Source organism: Kitasatospora sp. NPDC094019, from assembly GCF_044764505.1.
In the GTDB taxonomy this organism is placed as follows: domain Bacteria; phylum Actinomycetota; class Actinomycetes; order Streptomycetales; family Streptomycetaceae; genus Kitasatospora.
In genome coordinates, this window is the sequence record NZ_JBIWIF010000007.1 from 291,931 (window position 1) to 312,710 (window position 20,780).

The window sequence follows — 20,780 nt, forward strand, 5'->3', positions numbered from 1 at the left end:
GGATCACGCCAACCGTGCCAGCAATCACTGGCACGGTTGGCAGGGTAGTCCTTGTTGACACTTGATGGAAGAAGCCCGACCGGTCCGACCCGGGAAGCACCCGTCCTATGCTGAGCGCCGTGGACAAGGTCGAAGCTGCCCCCGAGGACGGCCAACGCGAGTTCCGGGTGGAGGAACTGGCCGAAGCGGCCGGGATCACCACCCGTACCCTGCGCTTCTACCGCGAGCGGAAGCTGCTCCAGCCGCCCCGCAAGGAGGGACGGATCGCCTGGTACGGGGAATCGCACCTGTCCCGGTTGCGGATGATCGCCGAGCTGCTGGAACGCGGCCACACCCTCGGTGGCATCACCGAACTGATCGGCGCCGGCGAGAGCGGGCGGGACGTCGCCGAACTCATCGGTCTGGAGGCCGCGATCGTCGCGCCCTGGTCCGACGAGACGACGGTCCACCTCGACTGGGACGAGCTGAAGGCGGCCTTCGGCGACCAGCTCACCGACGAGAACACCGCCGAGTCCATCGACCAGGGCTTCATCACGGTCGAGGAGGACGGGATCACCCACGTCAGCCGCCGGCTGATGGACGCCACCACGGCGCTGGTGGCGGAGGGGGTACCGCTGGCGGTGGTACTGGCGGCCAGCCGACGGACCCAGGAACACGTGACGGCGATAGCCGAGATCTTCACCGCCCTGGTACGCGACCACGTGCTCGGCGCACTGTCCGCCGACACCCCGCTGCCGCCCGGCGAGGCCGCCCGGCTGACGGAGCAGATCCTGCGGATCCGCCCGCTCGCCCGTACGGTCACCGACGCCCAGTTCGCCCTGGCCATGGACCGCCGGGTGCACGCCGAGTACGACGCACTGCTGCGGCAGCGGCTGGAGCACCGGGAGGGCGACTGACGGTCGCGGAGGCGTAACGATCCGTGCCACCGGGCAGGGATCAGCCGCCTCGCCGCCTGCCGCCCGAACGGAGTCGCCCGATGCCCGACGCCCCCGCCCACCGCCGTTCGCTCCCCACCCCCGCCCGCCTCGCGCCGAGCCGGCGCGGGCTGTTCGCGCTGGCCGCCGGGCTGGCCGCCGGGGCGGCGCTCACCGCCTGCGGGTCCGACGGACCGGCCGCGGCCGGCGGATCGGACACGACCGGTACGACCGGAGCAGCCGGCACCACAGGGTCGGCCGGTACCGAGGGAACGCCCCGCGTGGTGCGGCACGCGCGCGGTGAGAGCACCGTCCCGCCCCGGGCCGCCCGGGTCGTCGTGCTGGACACCGACGCCCTCGACTCCGCCGTCACCCTGGGCCTCACCCCGGTCGGCGCCACCACCGTCGCCGCCGGCGCGCCGCTCTCCGCCTACCTGCCGGCCGAACGCCTCGCCGGCGTCAGGACCGTCGGGGTCATCGGCTCGCCCCAGCTGGAGGTGATCGCCGGGCTCCACCCCGACCTCGTCCTCGGCAACCAGGTCCGCGACGACAAACGCTACGACGAGCTGTCGAAGATCGCGCCGACGGTGCTGAGCAGGACCACCGGGCCGGCCTGGAAGGAGAACGTCCGGCTGCACGCCGAGGCGCTCGGCCGTCAGGCGGAGGCGGCGGCCGCCGAACAGGCTTACCGGGCGAAGGCCGCCGAGCTGGTGACGGCGCTCGGGGGGCCGGAGCGGGCGGCGGCGCTGAAGGTCGAGATGGCCCGCTTCCTCGCCGGGGCGCCCACCCGCCTGTACCTCAACGACACCTTCGTCGGCTCGATCCTCACCGACCTCGGCGTCGGCCGCCCAGCCAACCAGAACAAGTCCGGCTTCGCGCTGGAGATCAGCCCCGAGCAGGTCGACCAGGCCGCGGCCGACGTCATCTTCTACTCGGTCTACGGCGACCCGGCGAAGTCCGACCAGGACCGGATCCTCGGCGGCACACTGTGGAAGAGCCTCGACGCCGTGCGCAACGGCAAGGTCCACCAGGTCGACGACAATCTCTGGATGCTCGGCATCGGCTACACCGGCGCGGGCCTGATCCTCGACCAGATCCGGCGCGACCTCGTCGGCTGACCCGTGCCCGGCCGACCCGCACCCGGCCGACCCGGTCCCGGCGGGGCGACGGCGGGACGCGGCCCCCGCATCCCGAACTCCGGACCCCGAACCCCGAACCCCAAGAACGTGCCAAGGACGGACCGTCCGAAGCGGAGCCCCCGCGCGCTCCGCGTGAAGAATTCGCGGGACCGGGACGGGAGCCCGGACGCGCGCCGCACCCGGCCGACAGCAGGGGCTAGGCTCTCCGCTCGGCTGCCGCGCGGACCACCACGGCGCGGGGCCGACCGACCCGGGCCGGCGGACGGCCCGCAGCACGGGGGGAACGACCAATCATGAGCGACGGAACAGTGCCCGGCGCCGCCGGTGGCACCGTCAACGGCTCCGGGCCGGGCGGATCGGCCGGCCCGGACGGCTACCGCGTCAATGTCGCGGGTCTGAACAGCGTCGCCGAGCAGCTCGGCCGGACGGCCACCGACATCGCCGAGGCGAAGACGGCGTACGCGGGATCGGTCTGCTACGCGTCCACCGCCTTCGGCGAGTTCGGCGTGGACCGCGCCTGGTCCTCCTTCGACAGCGCCTGGTCGAAGGAGATCGGCGTGACCCAGCGCGCGCTGGAGGAGCTGTCCCAGAAGATGGCCACCACCACGGCGAACTACCGGGACACCGAGCACGCCGTCACCTCCGGCCTGGTTCCCGCCGGCGGCGGCCGGTGAGCAAGGTCAAGGACCTGGAGCACGCGCGGCACAGCATCGAGCAGTTCACGTTCATGCTGCCCAACCTGCACCTGGCGCAGGGCGTCGAGGAGGCACTCGCCGTCCCGGAACCGGTCGGCGACCCGGCGGCGGTCCGCGCTCGCGCACAGGACTACGCGAAGGCGGCGGCCTCCTTCGCCAAGGCCACCACCGACCTGTCCGGGGTCGCGGCCAACCAGCTGCCCGCGGTGTGGACGGGCTCGGTCGCCGAACACGCGACCCAGGCGGTGCACGCGATGTCGGCGGAGACCACGACCTCCAAGGACACCCTCACCCAGGCCGCCGAGGTGCTCGACGCCTGGGCCAACGACCTGGAGTGGGCGAAGTCCACCGACGCCCAGGGCCGCCAGCAGCTGCACGACGCCGGCGAACGCGCCCGGCACGACCCGACCGGCTTCGACCAGGGCGCCCGGGAGACGGCGCTGGCCGGCGTCGACGCCCGGCTGGCCGCCGCCCGCCGGGCCGAGAGCTGCGGCACCGGCACCGCAGGCAAGCTCAACCAGCTCGCCGCCAAGGCGCGCGCGGCGCGCGCCGGTGCCGGATCGATCGACCCGCTGGCGGCGGTGGTGCTGGCCACCGAGAAGAACCCCGGCGCGGGCGAGGACGGCGACTACATCCTCACTCCCAACCAGCTCGACCGGGCGAACCAGGTGCTCGGGGTGATGACCGGCTCCGACCAGGCGGCGTTCCGCGCGCTGCTCTCCGGCGCCAAGTCCCCCGAGGAGTCCGCCTACCTGTGGAAGGCGCTGGCGGCCGGGCACCCGGTGGCGGACATCCAGAGCTTCGACGCCCGGATCCACCCGTACGGCGACGACCCGGCCTGGCTGGCCCAGCACCTCGTACCGGCCACGTCCACCGACGACACCCGGCGCGAGTCCTCCGACAACCTCGACGTCACCTACCAGGGGCAGCCGGTCAGCCTCGACGGCTACGGCGTCTACTCGCAGCGCAACGTCAGCGACTGCGTCGCCGCCTCCACCGTCATCGCCCAGGCCGAGCTGGACCCGCTGCTGATGTTCCGGCTGACCACCGGCGGCACACCCGACACCCCCGGCGCCGACTCGCCGGAGAACTTCGGGCAGCGCCTCCAGGACGCCTACCTCGGCGAGTACCGGGACGGCCAGCGGGCCGACGGCAACAAGAAGGTCTACCCGCAGGTGGACGCCGGACTCGGCGCCACCGCCCAGACCTACCTCGCCGACAAGGACCTCGGCCGGGCGACCGGCGCCGACTACGAGCACGTGGAACTGAAGAGCGACGAGGACCGGCGCAACGCGGTCACCCGGATCGAGAAGTCCGTCGACGAGGGCCTGCCGGTGCCGATCACCGTGCGCAACGAGGACTCCGGCCACCAGATGATGATCATCGGCCGGGACGGCGACAAGCTCCAGATCTACAACCCGTGGGGCTTCACCTCCTGGGTGACGGAGGAGCAGTTCGTCGACAGCCAGCTCGGCGGGCTCACCCCCGGCGATCACCCGCTCGACCGGTCGACCGCCCTGGAGCTGCCGAAATGACCACCGTCCGGTCCGACGCCGAACTGGCGGACCTCGACGTGCCCGCCGCCGTCACCCGCGGCCTGCTGCTGGCCGGCGGGCCGCGCCGGGCCCTGTTCACCGAGGCCGCCATCGCCGCCGCGCACCGCGCCGAGGCGGCGGGCATCGGCCCGTACCCGCTGGGCTTCCTGGCCCAACACGTGCGGACGGGCGGCTTCGCGGCCGCGCTCGCACTGCCCGAGCCGGTGATCGGCGTGGCCGGTACGGCGCTCGTCCGCACCTGGCTGCGGGCCGCGGCCGCGACCGGGGCGGACGTGGGGCGCGAGCACCTGTTCGCACGCTGGCTGGCCGAGGTCGCCGCGCTGCTCGAACTGCGCCGGGACGCGCGGGCGGGAGGTGCGGCATGAGGTACGGCCCGAGGAAGCGCACGACCCGCACCCTCACCGCCGTCGCCCTCGCCCTCGGCGCGGGACTGGCGGGGCTGACCGGCTGCTCGTCGAGCGGCCCCGGCGACGTGGCCCCGGCCGCCCTGCTGGCCCTGCCGCCCGATCTCGACGCGGAGGCGGTGGGTGGTGGCAAGCAGCCCGCGTTCGAACCGAGCGAGGTCCACCTCGCCGTCGGCCGGACGGTCGGCGTGGACGTGCGGGTCGCGCCGCTGCCGCACGGCTGGCGCCTCGTCGACGGGGGCGACACCGCGCCGCTGCGCCGGGAGGCCGACAGCAAGCAGAGCACCTGCGCGCCGAAGAGCGCCGGCTGCGGCCACACCGTCCGCCAGAGCTGGACCGCCACCGGCGCCGGGAGCACCACCCTCACCTGGCGCTATGTCGACCTCGCGACCTGCAAGGAGGCGCAGAACCCGGCCTCCTGCCGGACCCTGGCCAGCAAGGAGGTCCGGGTCACCGTGGGCTGACGGCAGGGCGGCGTGCCCCCGCACGGCCCGGAACGCGGGTGCGGGGAGCGCGACGCGGGGCCTACCATCCGATCATGATCGAAGGTACGGCGGTACGGCTGCGCGCCCTGCGCGCGGAGGACGCGGAACACCAGCTCCGCTGGCGCAACGACCCGGAGGTGGTGCGGCTCGCGGCGGCCGGCGACCCACGCTTCGGCCCGACCACCGCCGAGGCGCTGGCGGACCGCTTCTCCCGGATCCTGCGCCTCGACCCGCGCGAGAGCGGCATCCTCACCGTGGAGGAGAAGGCCGGCGGCCGCCCGATCGGCATGGTCGACTACCGGGGCGTCGACCCGTACGAGGGCGTCGCCGAGCTCGGGATCTTCATCGGCGAGCGGGAGTTCTGGGACCACGGCTACGGCTCGGAGGCGCTCGGCCTGCTGGTGGACCACCTGTTCGGCATGTTCCCGCTGCACCGGCTGGAGCTGGACACCTGGAGCGGCAACACCCGGGCCGCCCGGGCGTTCACCCGGCTCGGCTTCCAGGAGGAGGGGCGCCGCAGGGACGCCGTCCTGCTCGCCGGGACCCGCTACGACCGCCTGCTGTTCGGCCTGCTCCGCCAGGAATGGGAGGCGCGCCGCCGTTCCTCGCCGGACGCCCCCGAAGCCGCCGACGCGACCGCCGCCGTCGGCTAGCCGTCCGCACGGGGTCGCGTCGCCTACCGGCTGGACGGGCCGGGGAGCGCGGGCGCAGAATTCCGCCGTGGTCGATCTGCGCATCCTCGCCCCCGACGACCCGGACGACTGGCCGCTGTGGCGGGACGCCCGGCTGGCCGCGCTCCGCGACGCGCCGCACGCGTTCAAGGTCCGGCTGTCGGACTGGCCGACCGGCGGCGAGCAGGAGTGGCGCACCCGGTTCGCGCGCCGGGACGCCGTGCACCTCGTCGCCGTGGCGGCGGACGGCTGGCCGGTCGGCCTGGCGGGCGGGCTGCCCTCGCCCGGACGGGACGGGGCCGGTGAGGTGCGCTCGCTCTGGGTCGGACCGGAGGCCCGGGGGCGGCGGACCGGGGACCGCCTCCTCGCCGCCGTGGAGGCGTGGGCCCGACGGACCGGCCGGACCTCGCTGCGGCTCGCCGTACTGATGGGCAACACACCCGCCGAGGCGTTGTACCGGCGCAACGGGTTCGTCGGCGTGGACGAGGCCCGGGACGAACGGGCCGCCGAGGAGCGGGTGATGGTCAAACAACTTGCCCCCGTGGCCCGTTGAGCGGCAACCCGCCGCCCGCCCGGCCCGGCCGTCAGCGGCCGTGCCCGGTGCGCGAACCCGGCGGCCCCCGGGGCGACATCTGAGCGGAAGCGTCCGTTTCGCGGTCAACCAGGGGTAAAGTCAGCGAGCATGGCCGAATCGACGGTACCGATCCTTCCCTGCCAGACCCTCGCACCGGTGCTCGACTTCTACACCGCACTGGGCTTCGAAGTGACTGACCATCAGCTCAGTCCCGACCCCTATGCGGTCGTCCAACGCGGCGGAATCCAGCTGCACTTCTTCGGCATGCAGCAGTACGACCCGGACGCCAGCCACAGCACCTGCCTGGTCCGCACCGACGACGTGGACGCGCTGCACGCGGCGTTCCAGGAGGGCCTGCGGTCCGCCTACGGGCGGGTGCCGAGCCAGGGCCTGCCCCGACTGGGGGCGATCGCCGACACCTCGTCCGGCATCCGGGAGTTCCTGATGACCGACCCCGGCGGCAACTGCCTGCGGATCGGCCAGCCGATCCGGGCCGGGCAGCACCACCGGCCCTCCCCCGAGGAGCCGTTCGCGAAGGCGCTGCACCACGCCGCGGTGTTCGCCGACTCCCAGGAGGACCCGGCCGCGGCCGCCCGGGTACTGGACCGGGCCCTGGAATCGCCGGACGGGCCGCCCGCCCCGGTACTGCTGTTCCGCATCCTGGCGCTGCGCGCCGACCTGGCACACCGGCTGGCGGACAGCGCCAGCGCCGAAGCCTTCACCCGGCGGGCGGACTCGACCGCCGAGGCGCTCACCGCGGAGGAGCGGGAGTCCGTCCGGGACGAGCTCAAGCACCTCGCGGATCTTCTGGCCTGAGGCGGACGACTCCGCGCGGAGAACGGCAACCGACCGACGAGCAAGGACGGATGACGGACCGTGATGTCCGCCATCCGTCGACCGGTCCCCGCGTCCCCGCACCGCCGCGCTGCCGCAGCGCCGCATTGCCGCGCGCCGTCGCTCGCCCCCCCCGGAGCGCTCAGGACACCCAGGAACGGGTGCACAGCACCAGCCGGTAGCCGTCCGGATCGGCCACCGTGACACCGTGTTCGTCCCAGTAGGGGTTGTGCGCGGGCACCCGTGTGCCGCCGACGGCCTCCAGGCGCCGGACCAGCGCCCCGTGCACCGGCGCCCCGAGGTAGACGACGAAGAGGTCGTCGACGGTGGGCGCCGGTTCGATCGGCCGCTCGGGGTCGTGGGTCAGCTCGAAGTGCCAACCGCCGCCCGGCGGACCGACCATGAGGAGGTCGTGCTCGCCCGGGACGTGTTCGGTGGTGCGCCACAGGACGGCCAGGCCGAGGCCGTCGACGTAGAAGCGCTCGGCCGCCGCGAGGTCCCGGGAGGGCCTCGCGACGCGGACGTGGACGGTGGAGTCGATCACGACGGGCGAGCCTACCGAGGCGGGTCCGACGGCCCCCGACGGACCCGTCAGAACCGCCGCAGCCTCTCCTCGTCGCCCGTCCGGGGACAGGTGACGCAGGCCCCGGCGGGCTCGATCGCGTAGTAGAGGCAGCAGCCGAGGCGGGTCCGGGTGTGGTGGGCGCGGCCGTCCTCGCCGTTCAGGACGCGGAAGTGCGCGGCACCGAGGAGTGGGTCGGTCTGGCCGGGGAGCACCGCCTCGGCGGCGGCGACGGCGGCGTCCTCCCCGGGCGAACCGGGGCCGCCGGCCGCCCCGGTGGACTCGTCGAGCCGCTTGCCCAGGTACCAGATGGCCGAGGCCAGGTCGTCGGTGACCATGCCCCACAGCGCCCGGGTGCCGCGCCGGGTGGGGGCGGCGAACGCGGCCAGCAGTGGTTCGACGTGGGTGACGACGGCGGCGCGCAGCTCGGCCCGGAGCTCGTCCTCGCCGGGAAGGGCGACCTGGGCGCGCGGGCGCAGCGCGAAGTCACCGGTGGGGGCGTGCATCCACAGGTCCGCGCCGTCGATGGAGGGGACGCGACCGCTCAGCCGCCAGGGTCCGGCGATCAGCACGCAGACCGACCAGAGGTAGTGGTGCAGCAGCCGGGAGGCGGCGACGTGCGGGCGCGGCGCGGTGCCGTGGCCGACGGCGACGGGGGCGATCCGCGCCGCCTCGCCGGCCAGGGCCGCGGCCAGCGCGTCCGGATCGGTCGCCAGGTCGGTCGCGGAGTACCAGCCGAGTTCGCGGTCCGGGGCGGGTTCGTCGTCCGTGAGCAGCCGCACCCGGAGCACCGGGCAGAGGTCGAACAGCAGCCGGTAGTCGGTGTCCAGCGGATTCGCGGGACGTGGCGCGACGGGTACCACGGCGGGCACCACGACGGGCAGGGCGGCAGGCACGACAGCAGGTACGGCGACGGGCACGGCGGCAGGCAGAGGCGGACCCGAGAAGATCATCGGCACTCCCGAGATCGCGTTAGGTGAGGCTCACCTTATAGGCACTCACCGGCCGGTTCGCGCCACCTCGGCCGGTCGCGGCGCCCGACTCGCCCGGTACGTACCAATCCCGGCGCGACTTGACTGGGTTAGGTATACCTAACCTAATATTTCGCCCCGTGCTGACCACCGATCCGCCGACTCCCACGACGCCGGCCCCGAGAGCCAGTCCAGCGGTCCGGCTCCCCCTGACGCTGGTCGCCGGTCTCGGCCTGCTGGCACTGTGCGCCGCGCTGAGCCTCGCGATCGGCTCCCGCACGATCCCGCTGGACACCGTCGTCGAGGCTCTGACGGGCGGTCAACACGGCGGCGACGCTGACGTGGTGACCGGACTACGGGTGCCGCGCACGCTCATCGGCCTCGCCGTCGGGGCCGCGCTCGGTGTCGCCGGGGCGGTGGCCCAGGGCGTCACCCGCAACCCGCTCGCCTCGCCCGTCACCCTCGGCATCAACGCCGGCGCGAGCTTCGCCGTGGTCGCCGCGATCCACACCTTCGAACTGACCCGCCCGGTCGAGTACGTGTGGTTCGCCTTCGCCGGTGCGGCGGTGGCGGCCGTGGCCGCGTACGCGATGTCGCGCAGCGGCGGGGACCTCGACCCGGTCCGGCTCGCGCTCGGCGGCACCGTGCTCACGGTGGTGCTCACCTCGTGGACGTCGGCGCTGATGCTGGCCAGTCACCGCACCCTGGACGAGGCGCGGTTCTGGCTGGCCGGGTCGGTCGCCGGGCGGCACCTTGACACCCTCGTACCGGTGCTGCCGTTCCTGCTGCTCGGCCTGGTCGCCTCCTTCGCCGTCGCGCCCTCGCTGAACGCGCTGGCGCTCGGCGACGAGAGCGCCCAGTCGCTGGGCGTGCCGGTGGCCCGCGTCCGGATGGTCGGCGGCCTGGCCGTCGTGCTGCTCGCCGGGTCCGCCGTGGCCGTGGCCGGCCCGGTCGCGTTCATCGGACTGGCCGCGCCGCACCTGGTCCGGCCGCTCCTCGGCAACGACCACCGGCTGCTGCTGCCCGGCTGCCTGATCGTCGGTCCGGTCCTGCTGCTCACCGCCGACGTGCTCGGCCGGATGGTGGCCCGCCCCTCCGAACTGGAGGTCGGCATCGTGACGGCGTTCCTGGGCGCGCCGCTGCTCGCCGTGCTGGCCCGCAGGGTGGCCCGATGAGCGCCCCGACGAACACCCCGGCGAGCGCCCCGACCTTCGACCGGACCTCCGGCGGAGCTGCCCACCGGGCTGCCGACGGCACCGCCGGGTCCGGTTCGCCCGCCCCGGGCCGGGGCACCTCCGCCGCCCGCCGCCGCACCCGGACCGCCGCCTGGTCGCTCGTCGCCGCCGTCCTGCTCGTCCTGCTCACCGGGGTCGCGCTCGGCACCGGGCAGGTCCGGATGACGGTCTGGGAGGCGCTGAGCGCGCTGGCCGGGTCCGGCGACCCCGGGAACGTGCTGGTGGTCCAGGAGTTCCGCGCCCCGCGAGTGGTCTCCGCGCTGATCGCGGGCGCCGGGCTGGCGGTGGCCGGCTCGATGCTCCAGCGGCTGTTCCGCAACCCGCTCGCCTCGCCCGACACCATCGGCGTCACCGGCGGCGCGTCCTTCGGCGCCGTCCTGATGCTCGCCACCGGAGCCTCGCAGGAGCTCATCCCGCTGGCCGCGCTGGGCGGCGGACTGCTGGCCGCGCTGCTGCTCGGCGGCTTCGCCTGGCGCTCCCGGTTGGCGGTCACCCGGTTGGTCCTGGTCGGACTCGCGGTGCAGCAGGGCCTGGCCGCCGCCGTCAATCTGATGATCGTTCGGTTCCCGGCCGAGCTGGCCTCCTCGGCGATGCAGTGGACCACCGGCTCCCTCTACGGCCGGAACTGGGACGAGGTCTGGATCGGCGGTTCCGCCGTCGCGCTGACCACCGTCGCCGTGGTGCTCGCCCAGCGCCGGGTGGCCGTCCTCGACCTCGGCGACGACTCGGCCGGCGGGCTGGGGCTCGACCCGCGGCGCGACCGGGTACTGCTGCTCCTGCTCACCATCGCCCTGGCCTCCCTCGCCGCGGCGCTCACCGGGCCGGTCGCGTTCGTCGCGCTCGCCGTGCCGCACCTGGTCCGGCTGCTCGCCGGACCGCCCACCCCGGGCACGCTCGGCCTCACCGCGCTCACCGGCTCCCTGCTGCTGCTCGCCTCCGACCTCCTCGTGCTCCATGTGATCCCCGTCCACGGCCTGCCGGTCGGTGCCGTCACCGCCACCCTCGGCGCGCCCTGGCTCCTGGTGCTGATGATCCGCCAGGGCCGGCTTCCCCGGAGGAGCAGCTGATGACCCTCGACATGACCACCACCGCCGACGCGGCGGGTGCCGCCGACGGCGCCGACGCCGCCGGAGCGGGCAACCGCCTCGCCGCCCACGGCCTCGACCTGCGCTACGGCAACCGGACCGTCGTGGACGGGCTGGACCTCGAACTGCCCGGCAACGCCGTCACCGCCATCGTCGGCCCCAACGCCTGCGGCAAGTCCACCCTGCTGCGCGGCCTGGTCCGGCTGCTGGACCCGGCCGCCGGTGGCGTCACCCTGGACGGCTCCGACATCCACCGGATGCCGGCCCGGTCGCTCGCCAAGCGGATGGGCCTGCTGCCCCAGCAGCCCGTCACCCCCGAGGCCGTCACCGTCGAGGCACTGGTCCGGCTGGGCCGGTTCCCGCACCAGCGGATGCTCACGCCGTGGTCCAAGGCCGACCAGGCCGCCGTCGAGGACGCGCTCGCCCGCACCGGCATGGCCGAGCTGCGCGACCAGCACGTGGACCGGCTCTCCGGTGGCCAGCGACAGCGGGCCTGGATCGCGCTGGCGCTGGCCCAGGACACCGACCTGCTGCTGCTCGACGAGCCGACCACCTTCCTCGACCTGCGCCACCAGCTCGACGTCCTCGACCTGGTCTCCGACCTGCACACGCAGGCCGGACGGACGGTGGTCATGGTGCTGCACGACCTCGGCCAGGCCGCCCGGTACGCCGACCACCTGGTCGTGCTCAAGGACGGCCGGCTCGCGGCCGCCGGGGCCCCGGGCGACGTCCTCACCGCCGAGCTGGTGGAGAGCGTCTTCCAGGTGGCCTGCCGGGTCGTGCCCGATCCGGAGACGGGTACGCCGCTGGTCGTGCCCCGGGCCCGGTCGAGACGCGCCGCCCCGGCCGCCCCCACCGCCCCGGCCGCCGCTGAGGACTGAGGCCCCGCCGCCGCACCCCTTCCCCGAGCTCCGGCCCCCCGGCCCGCTCCCCCCTGCCTCCGGCCGTGCCCGCCCACCGCGGGTCGTTCCGGCACCCCGCCCTGCCCCGAAACAGAGACAAGGAACCCCCGTGAACCGCTCCGTCCGCGCCCGTAGACTGCCCACCGCCGTCCTCGCCGTCGCGCTCGCCACCACCCTGCTCGCCGCCTGCGGCAGCAAGGGCGACAGCAAGGGCGACAGCAAGGCCGCCGCCACCGCCGAGTCGGCCGGCGACGCCTCGGCCGCCGCCGGTGCGGCCGCCGTCTTCCCGCGCACCGTCACCCACGCGGCCGGCACCGCCGAGATCAAGACCCGGCCCAAGCGCGTGGTGGTCCTGGACAGCGGCGAGCTGGACGACGTCACCCTGCTCGGCATCACCCCGGTCGGCGCGGTCTCCCCGCACATGAAGACCGAGGGCGGCTTCCCGAACTACCTCAAGGACAAGATCAAGGACGCCAAGGACGTCGGCCCGATGAACGAGCCGAACCTGGAGCTGATCGCCTCCCTGAAGCCCGACCTGATCCTCTCCTCGAAGGTCCGGCACGCCAAGGTCTACGACAAGCTGAACGCGATCGCCCCGACCGTGCTCGCCGAGACCACCGGCTTCCCCTGGAAGGCCAACCTCGCCCTCTACGCGCAGGCCCTCGGCAAGGAGGCGGAGGCCAAGAAGGCCCTCACCGACTACGAGGCCCGCGCCACCCGGCTGGGCGCGGCGATCAAGGCGAAGAACGGCGGCACCATGCCGACCGCCTCGGTGGTCCGCTTCGTGGCCGGCCCGACCCGGCTGTACGCCAAGGCGTCCTACAGCGGTGTGGTGCTGAAGGACGTCGGCCTGACCCGCCCGGCCGCCCAGGACGTGGACCAGAACATCCTGGAGGTCAGCGCCGAGCAGATCGACCAGGCCGACGCCGACCTGGTCTTCGTCACCGTCGCCGACGACCCGTCCAGGACCAAGCAGGGCGAGGTCCAGGACACGCCGGTCTGGAAGGGCCTGAACGCGGTCAAGAACAACCAGGTGTTCAACGTGCCGGACGAGACCTGGATGTCGGGCATCGGCGTCCAGGCCGCTGACGCCATGCTGGGCGACATCGCCAAGGCGGCGGGCGTCGACGCGCCCGAGTAGGCGCCGCAGCGCCCGGACGGAGCGGGCGGCGGGGCGGCGGGGGACGGCTGTGCGAAGCCGCCCCCGGGCCCGCCCCGGCCCGCACCGCTCCGCCCCCCGCGCGCACCCCGGCGCCCCCGGACGCCCACGCGCCGTCACACCCCACCCTCACCCGAGCCCGCAGACGCGCCCGCGCCTGCCCGCCACCCGCCGTACGGAGAGGACCCGCCCTGCCATGCGCCTCTACCTGCTCGCCCTCAACCCGACCGACTCGGTGACCGACGGATTCCTCCCGGCCGCCGCCCGCCTCGGCCTCCGCGTCACCGTCCTCACCGACCACGTCGAGGCCCACCGACGCGCCTACGCCGAACGGGAGTCCGCACCCGAGGTGATCGAGTGCGAGGTCCGGGACTTCCGCGAGGTGATCGGGCTGATCTCCCGGCTCCGGCTCGCCGACAGCACCGGCACGCCGTTCGCCGTCTTCAGCAACAGCGACCACCTGCAGACCCAGGCCGCGCTCGCCGCCGAGTACTTCGGCCTCCCGGCCAAGGACTGGAAGGCCACCCTGCGGGCCAAGAACAAGGGCGAACTCCGCCGCCACCTGACCGCCGCCGGCCTCGACGCCGTCCGCTCGGCCGAACTCGCCCCCGGGCAGGACCCGGCCGCGCTGCTCACGGCGGACCTCCCCTTCCCGGTCGTGCTCAAGCCGCGCGAGGGCGTCGCCAGCGAGGACGTCACGCTCGTCGCCGACGCCGGGGAACTCGTCCGGCGCGCCCGGGAGATCCAGGCCCGGCGCCCCGGCGCCGCCCTCGTCGCCGAGGAGTTCCTGGAAGGACAGCTGTGCACCCTGGAGACGCTGGGCGACGGCCACCGCCGGCACGTCCTCGGCGGGTTCCGGACCAGACTCTCCCCACCGCCGGACTTCATCGAGGAGGTGCTGGAGTTCGTCCCCGCGCACCCGCCGGCCGTGGTCGCGCAGGTGCTCGCCCAACTGGACGCGCTCGGGGTCGGACTCGGCGCCTGCCACACCGAGTTCGTCGTCCGGCCGGACGGCCGGGCCCGGCTCGTCGAGGTCAACTACCGTGCCATCGGCGACCAGTGCGACCTGATGCTCGCCGACATCCTCGACCTCCCGCTGTTCGAGCACATCCTCGCCGCCCACCTCGGCCTCGAACTCCCCGCCGACCTGGGCGAACGCTGCGCCGCGACCCGGCTGCGGGCCCGCAACGAGGTCGTCTGCGCCGACCGGGCCGGGACCCTCACCGCCGCCCCCGGACCGTACGACGAGGACCTCGACGGGGTCCGGCTCGCCTACCGGCCGCTGCGCCCGGTCGGCGAACGGCACGAGCACTACCGCACCAACCGCGACTACCTGGGCGTGATCCGGGCGGTCGGACCCGAGCAGGCCGCCGTCGACACCGCCGTGGCCCGGTTCGTGGCCGCCAACCGCTGGGAGATCACCCCGTGAGCGCCGCCGCCTCCCCCGCCGACCTGCTCACCCTCCGGGTCCTGTCCGCCCTGGTCCGCGAGGACGTCCTCGGCCTGCGCACCCGCGCCAAGGTCGAGCACCGGGCCGACGGCGCCTGGCTCGTCGTCGCCGAGGACGGGATCGCCGTCCCCGTCTCCGCCGAGGGCTTCCAGAGCGAGTACGCCGCCCGGCTGCCGCTCGTCGAGCTGGACGGCCGCCGGATGTCGGAGCTGGACGCGATCCTGACCGCGCTCTCCGCCCGCGCCGAGGACGAGGACCGGCCCGGCTGGTCGGCGTTCGCCGCGGAGTGCCGCCAGACCCGCGCCACCATGGAGCTGCACGAGCGGGTGCGCGACCAGGTGCACACCAAGCTCACCGACCTGTACGGCGCCGACCCGGCCCACTGGACCGGCCCCGCCGCCGCCCTCGGCCACGACACCCTGGCCGCCTTCCTCGACCACCCGGTCTACCCGACGGCCCGCGGCCGCTCCGGCCTCGGCGAGCCCGAACTCCGCTCCTACGCACCGGAGTTCCACCCCGCCTTCGAACTGCGCTGGCTCGCCCTGCCGACCGGCGCGCTCACCCGGCACGGCGACCGACCGCTGCCGCGCTGGTGGCCCACCGCGAGCTGGCTCGGACTCGACCTGCCCGGCGGCGACGCCGCCTGGGACACCCTGCCGGTCCACCCGCTGACCGTCGGCCCGGCCCTGGACGAGGCACTGCGCGCCACCGGTCTGACCGGCCGCGCCGTACTCGCCGAACGGCCCTACCTGACCGTCGTGCCGACCCTCTCGATGCGGACTGTCGCCGTCGCGGAGGACCCGGTCCACCACCTGAAGCTGCCGCTCGCCACCGCCACCCTCGGTCGGCTCAACCGCCGCACCGTCAAGCCCGGCACCCTGGTCGACGGCGCCGCCGGACAGCGACTGGTGGAGGCCGTGCTGGCACGCGAACCCCGGTTCGCCGGGAGGGTCCTGCACGCCGACGAGCAGACCTGGGCGCACGCCGGGCACGAACTGCTGGCGGTACTGCTGCGGCGCTACCCGGAGGGACTGGAGCGGTCCGTGACCGTCCCGCTCGCCGCACTGCTCGCCCCGGCCCCAGCCCCCGCCACGGCCCCGGATTCCGCTCCGCCCGCGCATCCGGACCCGGCCGCGCGGGCCACCGGCGAGCGCCTGGTCGTCGACCGGCTCGCCGACCGGTTCCACGACGGCGACCCGGTCGCCCTCTACGACGCCCTGCTGGAGCTGCTGCTCGACTGGCAGACCGCGCTGTTCGGCCACGGCGTCGCCCTGGAGTCCCACCAGCAGAACACCTCCCTGGTGCTCGACCAGGACGGCGGCCTGCGCCTGCTCTACAAGGACGACGACGGCCCGCGCGTCCACACCGCCCGGATGGCCGCCTCCCTCGGCGAACTCGCCCCCGCGCGGGAGGAGTTCGCCGACGACCGGATCTTCGGCGACGACGACCGGCGGCTGACCGACCTGTTCACCACCATCACCGGCCATCTGTGCACCGGATCGCTCGCCTTCGGCCTCGCCGCCCACGGCCGGGCCGGACTGGACGAACTACTGGCCCTGCTCCGCAAGCGGCTGACCGAGGCCGTCGAACGGACCGGACCGGCCGCCGAACCGCTGCGCGCCGCCCTGCTCGACGCCGAACGGCTCCCGGTCAAGGCGATGGTCACCGCCGGCACCCTGCTCAGCAAGCGGCGCTCGGGCGCCGCCGACATCAACAAGCACTACACCGACGGCCCGAACTACCTGCTGCCGCAACGGCGTCACACGACCGAGCCGGACCCCGCGCCGTGACCGTCGACGCGCTGCCCCGGCCGTCCGAACGCGAGACCCCCGCACCTGCCGGTCTCGACCGGCGCCAGGTGCGCGCCGTCGCCGCCTGCTACTTCGTCGCCTCCTTCGCCGCCCTCGGCCTGCCGCCGTACCTGACCGTGATCCTGCCCGGACTCGGCGACCAGGACGGGCGCTGGGCCGGCGTGCTGTACATCGTGCCGACCGTGTTCAGCGCCCTCGGCGCGCCGATGTGGGGGCGGCTGGCCGACCGGTTCGGCCGCAAGCGACTGCTGCTGCGCGCCCAACTCGGCCTCGCCGTCTCGTTCCTGCTGGCCGGCGCCGCCGAATCGCTGTCCCTGTTCACCCTCGCCCTGGTGCTCCAGGGCTTCCTCGGCGGCACCTTCGCCGCCACCAACGGCTACCTCGCCGCCGCCCTCGACGGCGCCCGGCTGTCCCGGGCCCTCACGCTGATGCAGGGCAGCGCGCGGGCCGCGCTGGTGGCGGCGCCGATCCTGGTCGGCACACTGTCACCGTGGATCGACCCGCACCGGCAGTACCTGCTGATGGCCGCACTGCCGCTCGCCGCGGCGGTGCTGCTCTCCCTGCTGCCGGAGCCGGGCCGGGCCGGGCCGGCGCCCGCGACCGACCCCGGCACCGGCTCCGCCCCCGGCACGCTCTCCGAGCCCGGCCCCGACCCCGCCGGCGCGGCCGCCCCGACGAGCACCTCCGCCGACGGACCGCCGGGCCGCGCCCCCCTGCGCGTCCTCTACGGCCTGGAGTTCGCCTTCGTCTTCGCCACGATCATCTCCTTCCCCTATCTGATAGCCCTGGCCGAGGAACGCCTCCCCGGGGTCTCCCGCACCACCACGGGCGTCCTGTTCGCCCTGCCCCACCTGTGCTACCTGGCGTTCGCGGCCCGCACCCACACCGCCTTCCTGCACCGCCCGCACACCGGCATCGCCCTTGGCTTCGCCCTGGTCGCGCTCGGCCTCGCCGGGCACGCCGCGGCGGACTCGCTCGCGACCTTCGCCGCCGTCCGGCTGCTGCTCGGCGCCGGACTCACCCTCGGACTGGTCTGCCTCTCGGTCCTGGCCGCCGAGGCGTGCCGGGGCCGGGCGCCCGGGCGGCTGTTCGGCTCGCTCGAATTCGTCTCCAAGAGCGGCGCCGTGGCCGCCGGCGCCGTCGCGGCACTGGTCAACAGCCGGTTCGGCGCCACCTCCCCCGTGCTGGTCGGCACCGCCGCCGCACTCCTGGCCGCCGTCGCGGCCACCGCACTCTCCTCCCGATCCCGCCAGCGTTGGAGTCGCTCATGACGCACCAACTGCCCACCGCCGACCATGCCGTGGTCCACACCCTGCTCAACTGCCTGCTCCGCGAGGTGTCCGCTCCCGAACACCAGACCGCCGTCACCGACGGACGACTGCTGATCCGCCTCCCCCGGCGCGGCACCCTGCTCCGGGTGGCCCTGCGCCGCACCTCGCTGCTCGGCGCGCACCGCTTCACCGGGCCGGTCGAGGAGGAACACCCGGGCGGATGGCGTGAGTTGGACTGGTACGAGCTCGCCCGGCAGGTCCAGGGCGAACTGGAGCTGCGCACCGGCACCGTCAACGAGGAGTTCCTCGGCCAGCTCGCCTCCAGCCACACTGCGGTCTCCACCGCCCTGGCCGACCGCCCCGAGCCCGGCCCCAACCGCTATCTGGAGTCCGAGCAGGCCCTGCTGTTCGGGCACCGGTTCCACCCCGCGCCCAAGTCCCGCTCCGCCGAACGCGGCGACTGGCGCGACTACGCTCCCGAGGCCCGCGCCGAATTCCCGCTGCGCCACCTCGCCGTGCGGCAGGAGCTGATCGCCGGATCCTCCACCGACCCGGACGCGACCGACCTCCTCGACGGGCTCGCCACCGTCCCGGACGGCTACCGGCTGCTGCCCGCCCACCCCTGGCAGTACGAACTCGTCGGCGACCACCCGCTGTTGCGCGGAGCGCTGGAGCGCGGCGACGTCGTCGACCTCGGCCCCGGCGGCACCCCGTTCGCGGCCACCGCCTCGGTGCGGACGCTGTACGGCGCGGGCGCGTTCCTCAAGTTCAGCCTCAATGTGCGGATCACCAACTGCCTGCGCAAGAACGCCGCCTACGAGCTGACCGGCGCGGTCACCCTCACCCGGCTGCTCGCCCCGGTGCTGGCCGACCTGGCCGCGCGGTTCCCCGACGCCGCCGTGCTGCGCGAGCCGGCCTTCCGCACCCTCGCCCTGCCCGGGGCCGACGGCCGGCCCGATCGCGCGCTGTACGAGGGCTTCGGCCTGATCGTCCGCGAGGGCCTCGGGGGCGCGCTGCGCCCCGGCGTCACCCCACTGCTGGCCGCCGCCGTCGCCGACGAGTACCCGACCAGTTCGGCGCACATCTCCCGGCTGCTGTCCGACCCGGCCGATCCGGCCCGCGCGCTCGACTGGTGGACGGCCTACCTGCGCCTGCTGCTCCCGCCGGTGCTGGCCGCGTTCTTCGACCACGGCGTGGTGCTCGAACCGCATCTGCAGAACGTCCTGATCGGCGTCGACGCGTCCGGCCGCCCGGCCCAGGTGCTCTTCCGCGACCTGGAGGGGACGAAGCTCGTCCCCGAGCGGCACGCCGAACTGCTCGCCGCGCTCCCGCCCGAGGTGGCCGGGCCGATGGCCTACGACGCCGAGCGGGGCTGGGACCGGGTGGTCTACTGCCTGCTGGTCAACCACGTGGCCGAACTGCTCGCCGCCGTCGCCGACCTCCACCCGGCGGCGGAGGGCGCGCTCTGGGAGGCGGTCCGCCGCGTCCTGGAGGAGTACGCGGCCGAGCACGGCTGCCCGCCCCGGCTGCGCGCGCTGCTCGCCGGCGTGCCGCTGCCCGGCAAGGCGAACCTGCTGACCCGCTGGGAGCGCAAGGCCGACCGCGCGGCCGGGTACGTCCGGCTGGCCTCGCCGCTGGCCCGCTCCGTGCTGGCCGAGGCCGCCCACTCCGGCGCCACCGCACCGCCACCGCCCGCCCCGCACGCGCCGTCCACGCCGTCCACGCCGTCCACGCCGTCCGCGCCGTCCGCGCGGTCCTTCGCCCGGATGCCGAACCCCGTCCAGGCCCCGCCCGTCGCCGCCGGAAGGACCCGATGACCGCCACCGACGCCGTCCGACGCCGGGCTGCGAGCCTGCACGCGGAACAACTCCCGTCCTACATCTACGACCTGGCCTCCCTGCGGACGCACGCCGCCGCCGTCCGGGCCGCCCTGCCGGAGCGGGTCGAGCTGTACTACGCCGCCAAGGCCAACCCCGAGGCCCCGGTGCTGGCCGCGCTGAGCGCGGCCGTGGACGGCTACGAGGTCTCCAGCGGCGGTGAGTTGGCGCATGTCCGGGCCGCCGTCCCGGACGCCCCGCTGGCCTTCGGCGGGCCGGGGAAGACACCCGCCGAGATCGCCGCCGCCGTGGACGCCGGGGTGCACCGCTGGCACGTCGAGAGCGAACAGGAGCTGTACCGGCTCGCCGCCGTGCTGGCCGACCGGCCGGACGCGGCCGTGGACGTGCTGCTGCGGGTGAACCTGCCGGTCGGGGCGGGGGCGCTGGACTCCGTCGCGCTGGCCATGGGCGGGCGCCCGACCCCGTTCGGGCTGGACCCGGACCGGGCCGAGGCGGCGGTCCGCCTGCTCACCGAACCGGTCGGCCCACTGGCCCCGGTCCGACGACGGCTGCGGCTGCGCGGTGTGCACGCCCATCTGGCGAGCGGTCTGGCGGCGTCCGAGCAACTGGCGCTGGCGGAGCGGATCGTCGGCTGGTCCGCCCGGCTGGCCGAGCGGCACGCCTTCGCACTGGACGAGGTCAACGTGGGCGGCGGCATGGCCGTCGACTACGCCGACCCGGACGCCCGGTTCGACTGGGGCGCGTTCGGCGAGGGCCTCGGCAAGCTGCTGGACCGCCACCCCGGCCCGGTCCTGCGGATCGAGCCGGGCCGGGCGCTCACCGCGTACTGCGGCTGGTACGCGACCGAGGTCCTGGACGTGAAGCGCAGCCACGGCGAGGACTTCGCCGTCGTCCGCGGCGGCACGCACCATCTGCGGACCCCGGCCACCCGGGGCCACAGCCAGCCGTTCGACACCCTGCCGGTCGAGGACTGGCCCCATCCGTGGGAGCGGCCCGCCGTGACCACCGGCCGGGCCACCCTGAGCGGCCAGCTCTGTACACCGAAGGACGTACTCGCCCACGCCGCCCCCGCCGCCGGCCGCCTCCGCGCGGGGGACCGGGTGCTCTTCGAGCTGGCCGGGGCGTACGCCTGGAACATCTCGCACCACGAGTTCCTGATGCACCCCCGCCCGGGCTTCCACTATCTGGACGGCCCGGCGCAGGACCGCTGACGGTCGGCGGCCG

20 protein-coding genes are annotated in these 20,780 nt (G+C 74.9%); 18 read left to right on the plus strand and 2 right to left on the minus strand.

The annotated features are described in order from the left end of the window. Positions 1–107 precede the first annotated feature (107 nt). From ACIQ9P_RS18485 to ACIQ9P_RS18525, 9 genes are all read left to right on the plus strand, one after another. Complete coding sequence (locus ACIQ9P_RS18485) at positions 108–896, plus strand: MerR family transcriptional regulator (RefSeq protein ID WP_402356540.1); 789 nt, start codon at positions 108–110, stop codon at positions 894–896. A gap of 80 nt (positions 897–976) precedes the next feature. Further along, positions 977–2,032, plus strand: a complete 1,056-nt coding sequence (locus tag ACIQ9P_RS18490; protein WP_402356543.1) for an ABC transporter substrate-binding protein — start codon at positions 977–979, stop codon at positions 2,030–2,032. A gap of 314 nt (positions 2,033–2,346) precedes the next feature. Then, entirely contained in the window at positions 2,347–2,727 is a 381-nt protein-coding gene (locus tag ACIQ9P_RS18495) for a type VII secretion target (RefSeq protein WP_402356546.1), read from the plus strand. Continuing rightward, positions 2,724–4,283 (plus strand): hypothetical protein, encoded by a 1,560-nt coding sequence (locus ACIQ9P_RS18500; RefSeq protein WP_402356549.1) that lies wholly within the window; start codon positions 2,724–2,726, stop codon positions 4,281–4,283. The genes ACIQ9P_RS18495 and ACIQ9P_RS18500 overlap by 4 nt, the downstream gene beginning before the upstream one ends. Then, positions 4,280–4,669 (plus strand): hypothetical protein, encoded by a 390-nt coding sequence (locus ACIQ9P_RS18505; RefSeq protein ID WP_402356552.1) that lies wholly within the window; start codon positions 4,280–4,282, stop codon positions 4,667–4,669. The genes ACIQ9P_RS18500 and ACIQ9P_RS18505 overlap by 4 nt, the downstream gene beginning before the upstream one ends. Continuing rightward, the gene (locus ACIQ9P_RS18510) at positions 4,666–5,172 is read left to right on the plus strand and encodes a hypothetical protein (RefSeq protein ID WP_402356555.1); all 507 of its coding nucleotides are present in this window, start codon (positions 4,666–4,668) and stop codon (positions 5,170–5,172) included. Before ACIQ9P_RS18505 ends, ACIQ9P_RS18510 begins: the two co-directional genes overlap by 4 nt. A gap of 74 nt (positions 5,173–5,246) precedes the next feature. Continuing rightward, positions 5,247–5,846: a GNAT family N-acetyltransferase gene (locus ACIQ9P_RS18515; protein ID WP_402356558.1), complete on the plus strand. Its 600-nt coding sequence runs from the start codon at positions 5,247–5,249 to the stop codon at positions 5,844–5,846. 67 nt (positions 5,847–5,913) lie between these two features. Continuing rightward, positions 5,914–6,417, plus strand: coding sequence for a GNAT family N-acetyltransferase (locus tag ACIQ9P_RS18520; RefSeq protein ID WP_402356561.1), 504 nt, complete (start codon positions 5,914–5,916; stop codon positions 6,415–6,417). 129 nt (positions 6,418–6,546) lie between these two features. Continuing rightward, a complete protein-coding gene (locus ACIQ9P_RS18525) occupies positions 6,547–7,254 on the plus strand; it encodes a bleomycin resistance protein (protein WP_402356564.1) in 708 nt (235 codons plus the stop codon). Between the two features lie 160 nt (positions 7,255–7,414). Here the strand turns inward: ACIQ9P_RS18525 and ACIQ9P_RS18530 are convergent, their stop codons facing one another. Both ACIQ9P_RS18530 and ACIQ9P_RS18535 read right to left on the minus strand, forming a co-directional pair. After that, the gene (locus ACIQ9P_RS18530) at positions 7,415–7,816 is read right to left on the minus strand and encodes a VOC family protein (protein ID WP_402356567.1); all 402 of its coding nucleotides are present in this window, start codon (positions 7,814–7,816) and stop codon (positions 7,415–7,417) included. A gap of 47 nt (positions 7,817–7,863) precedes the next feature. Beyond that, on the minus strand, positions 7,864–8,730 hold the full coding sequence (locus ACIQ9P_RS18535) for a (2Fe-2S)-binding protein (RefSeq protein ID WP_402356570.1): 867 nt from the start codon (positions 8,728–8,730) through the stop codon (positions 7,864–7,866). A 218-nt stretch (positions 8,731–8,948) separates the two neighbouring features. Between ACIQ9P_RS18535 and ACIQ9P_RS18540 the strand changes: the two genes are divergently transcribed. The 9 genes from ACIQ9P_RS18540 (at position 8,949) to ACIQ9P_RS18580 (ending at position 20,767) form a co-directional block, all read left to right on the plus strand. Then, complete coding sequence (locus ACIQ9P_RS18540; RefSeq protein ID WP_402357026.1) at positions 8,949–9,980, plus strand: FecCD family ABC transporter permease; 1,032 nt, start codon at positions 8,949–8,951, stop codon at positions 9,978–9,980. Next, the gene (locus ACIQ9P_RS18545) at positions 9,977–11,107 is read left to right on the plus strand and encodes a FecCD family ABC transporter permease (protein ID WP_402356573.1); all 1,131 of its coding nucleotides are present in this window, start codon (positions 9,977–9,979) and stop codon (positions 11,105–11,107) included. The genes ACIQ9P_RS18540 and ACIQ9P_RS18545 overlap by 4 nt, the downstream gene beginning before the upstream one ends. Positions 11,108–11,118: 11 nt before the next feature. Further along, a complete protein-coding gene (locus tag ACIQ9P_RS18550; RefSeq protein ID WP_402357029.1) occupies positions 11,119–12,006 on the plus strand; it encodes an ABC transporter ATP-binding protein in 888 nt (295 codons plus the stop codon). Between the two features lie 130 nt (positions 12,007–12,136). Then, positions 12,137–13,168 (plus strand): ABC transporter substrate-binding protein, encoded by a 1,032-nt coding sequence (locus ACIQ9P_RS18555; protein WP_402356576.1) that lies wholly within the window; start codon positions 12,137–12,139, stop codon positions 13,166–13,168. A 214-nt stretch (positions 13,169–13,382) separates the two neighbouring features. Continuing rightward, on the plus strand, positions 13,383–14,615 hold the full coding sequence (locus ACIQ9P_RS18560; RefSeq protein WP_402356579.1) for an acetyl-CoA carboxylase biotin carboxylase subunit family protein: 1,233 nt from the start codon (positions 13,383–13,385) through the stop codon (positions 14,613–14,615). Then, positions 14,612–16,426 carry an IucA/IucC family protein gene (locus ACIQ9P_RS18565; RefSeq protein WP_402356582.1) on the plus strand — a complete coding sequence of 605 codons (1,815 nt, stop codon included), beginning with the start codon at positions 14,612–14,614 and terminating at the stop codon, positions 16,424–16,426. Before ACIQ9P_RS18560 ends, ACIQ9P_RS18565 begins: the two co-directional genes overlap by 4 nt. Then, positions 16,423–17,718, plus strand: coding sequence for an MFS transporter (locus ACIQ9P_RS18570; RefSeq protein ID WP_402356585.1), 1,296 nt, complete (start codon positions 16,423–16,425; stop codon positions 17,716–17,718). The genes ACIQ9P_RS18565 and ACIQ9P_RS18570 overlap by 4 nt, the downstream gene beginning before the upstream one ends. Beyond that, positions 17,715–19,535, plus strand: coding sequence for an IucA/IucC family protein (locus ACIQ9P_RS18575; protein ID WP_402356588.1), 1,821 nt, complete (start codon positions 17,715–17,717; stop codon positions 19,533–19,535). The genes ACIQ9P_RS18570 and ACIQ9P_RS18575 overlap by 4 nt, the downstream gene beginning before the upstream one ends. Beyond that, positions 19,532–20,767, plus strand: a complete 1,236-nt coding sequence (locus ACIQ9P_RS18580) for a type III PLP-dependent enzyme (protein WP_402356591.1) — start codon at positions 19,532–19,534, stop codon at positions 20,765–20,767. The genes ACIQ9P_RS18575 and ACIQ9P_RS18580 overlap by 4 nt, the downstream gene beginning before the upstream one ends. Positions 20,768–20,780: the final 13 nt, after the last annotated feature.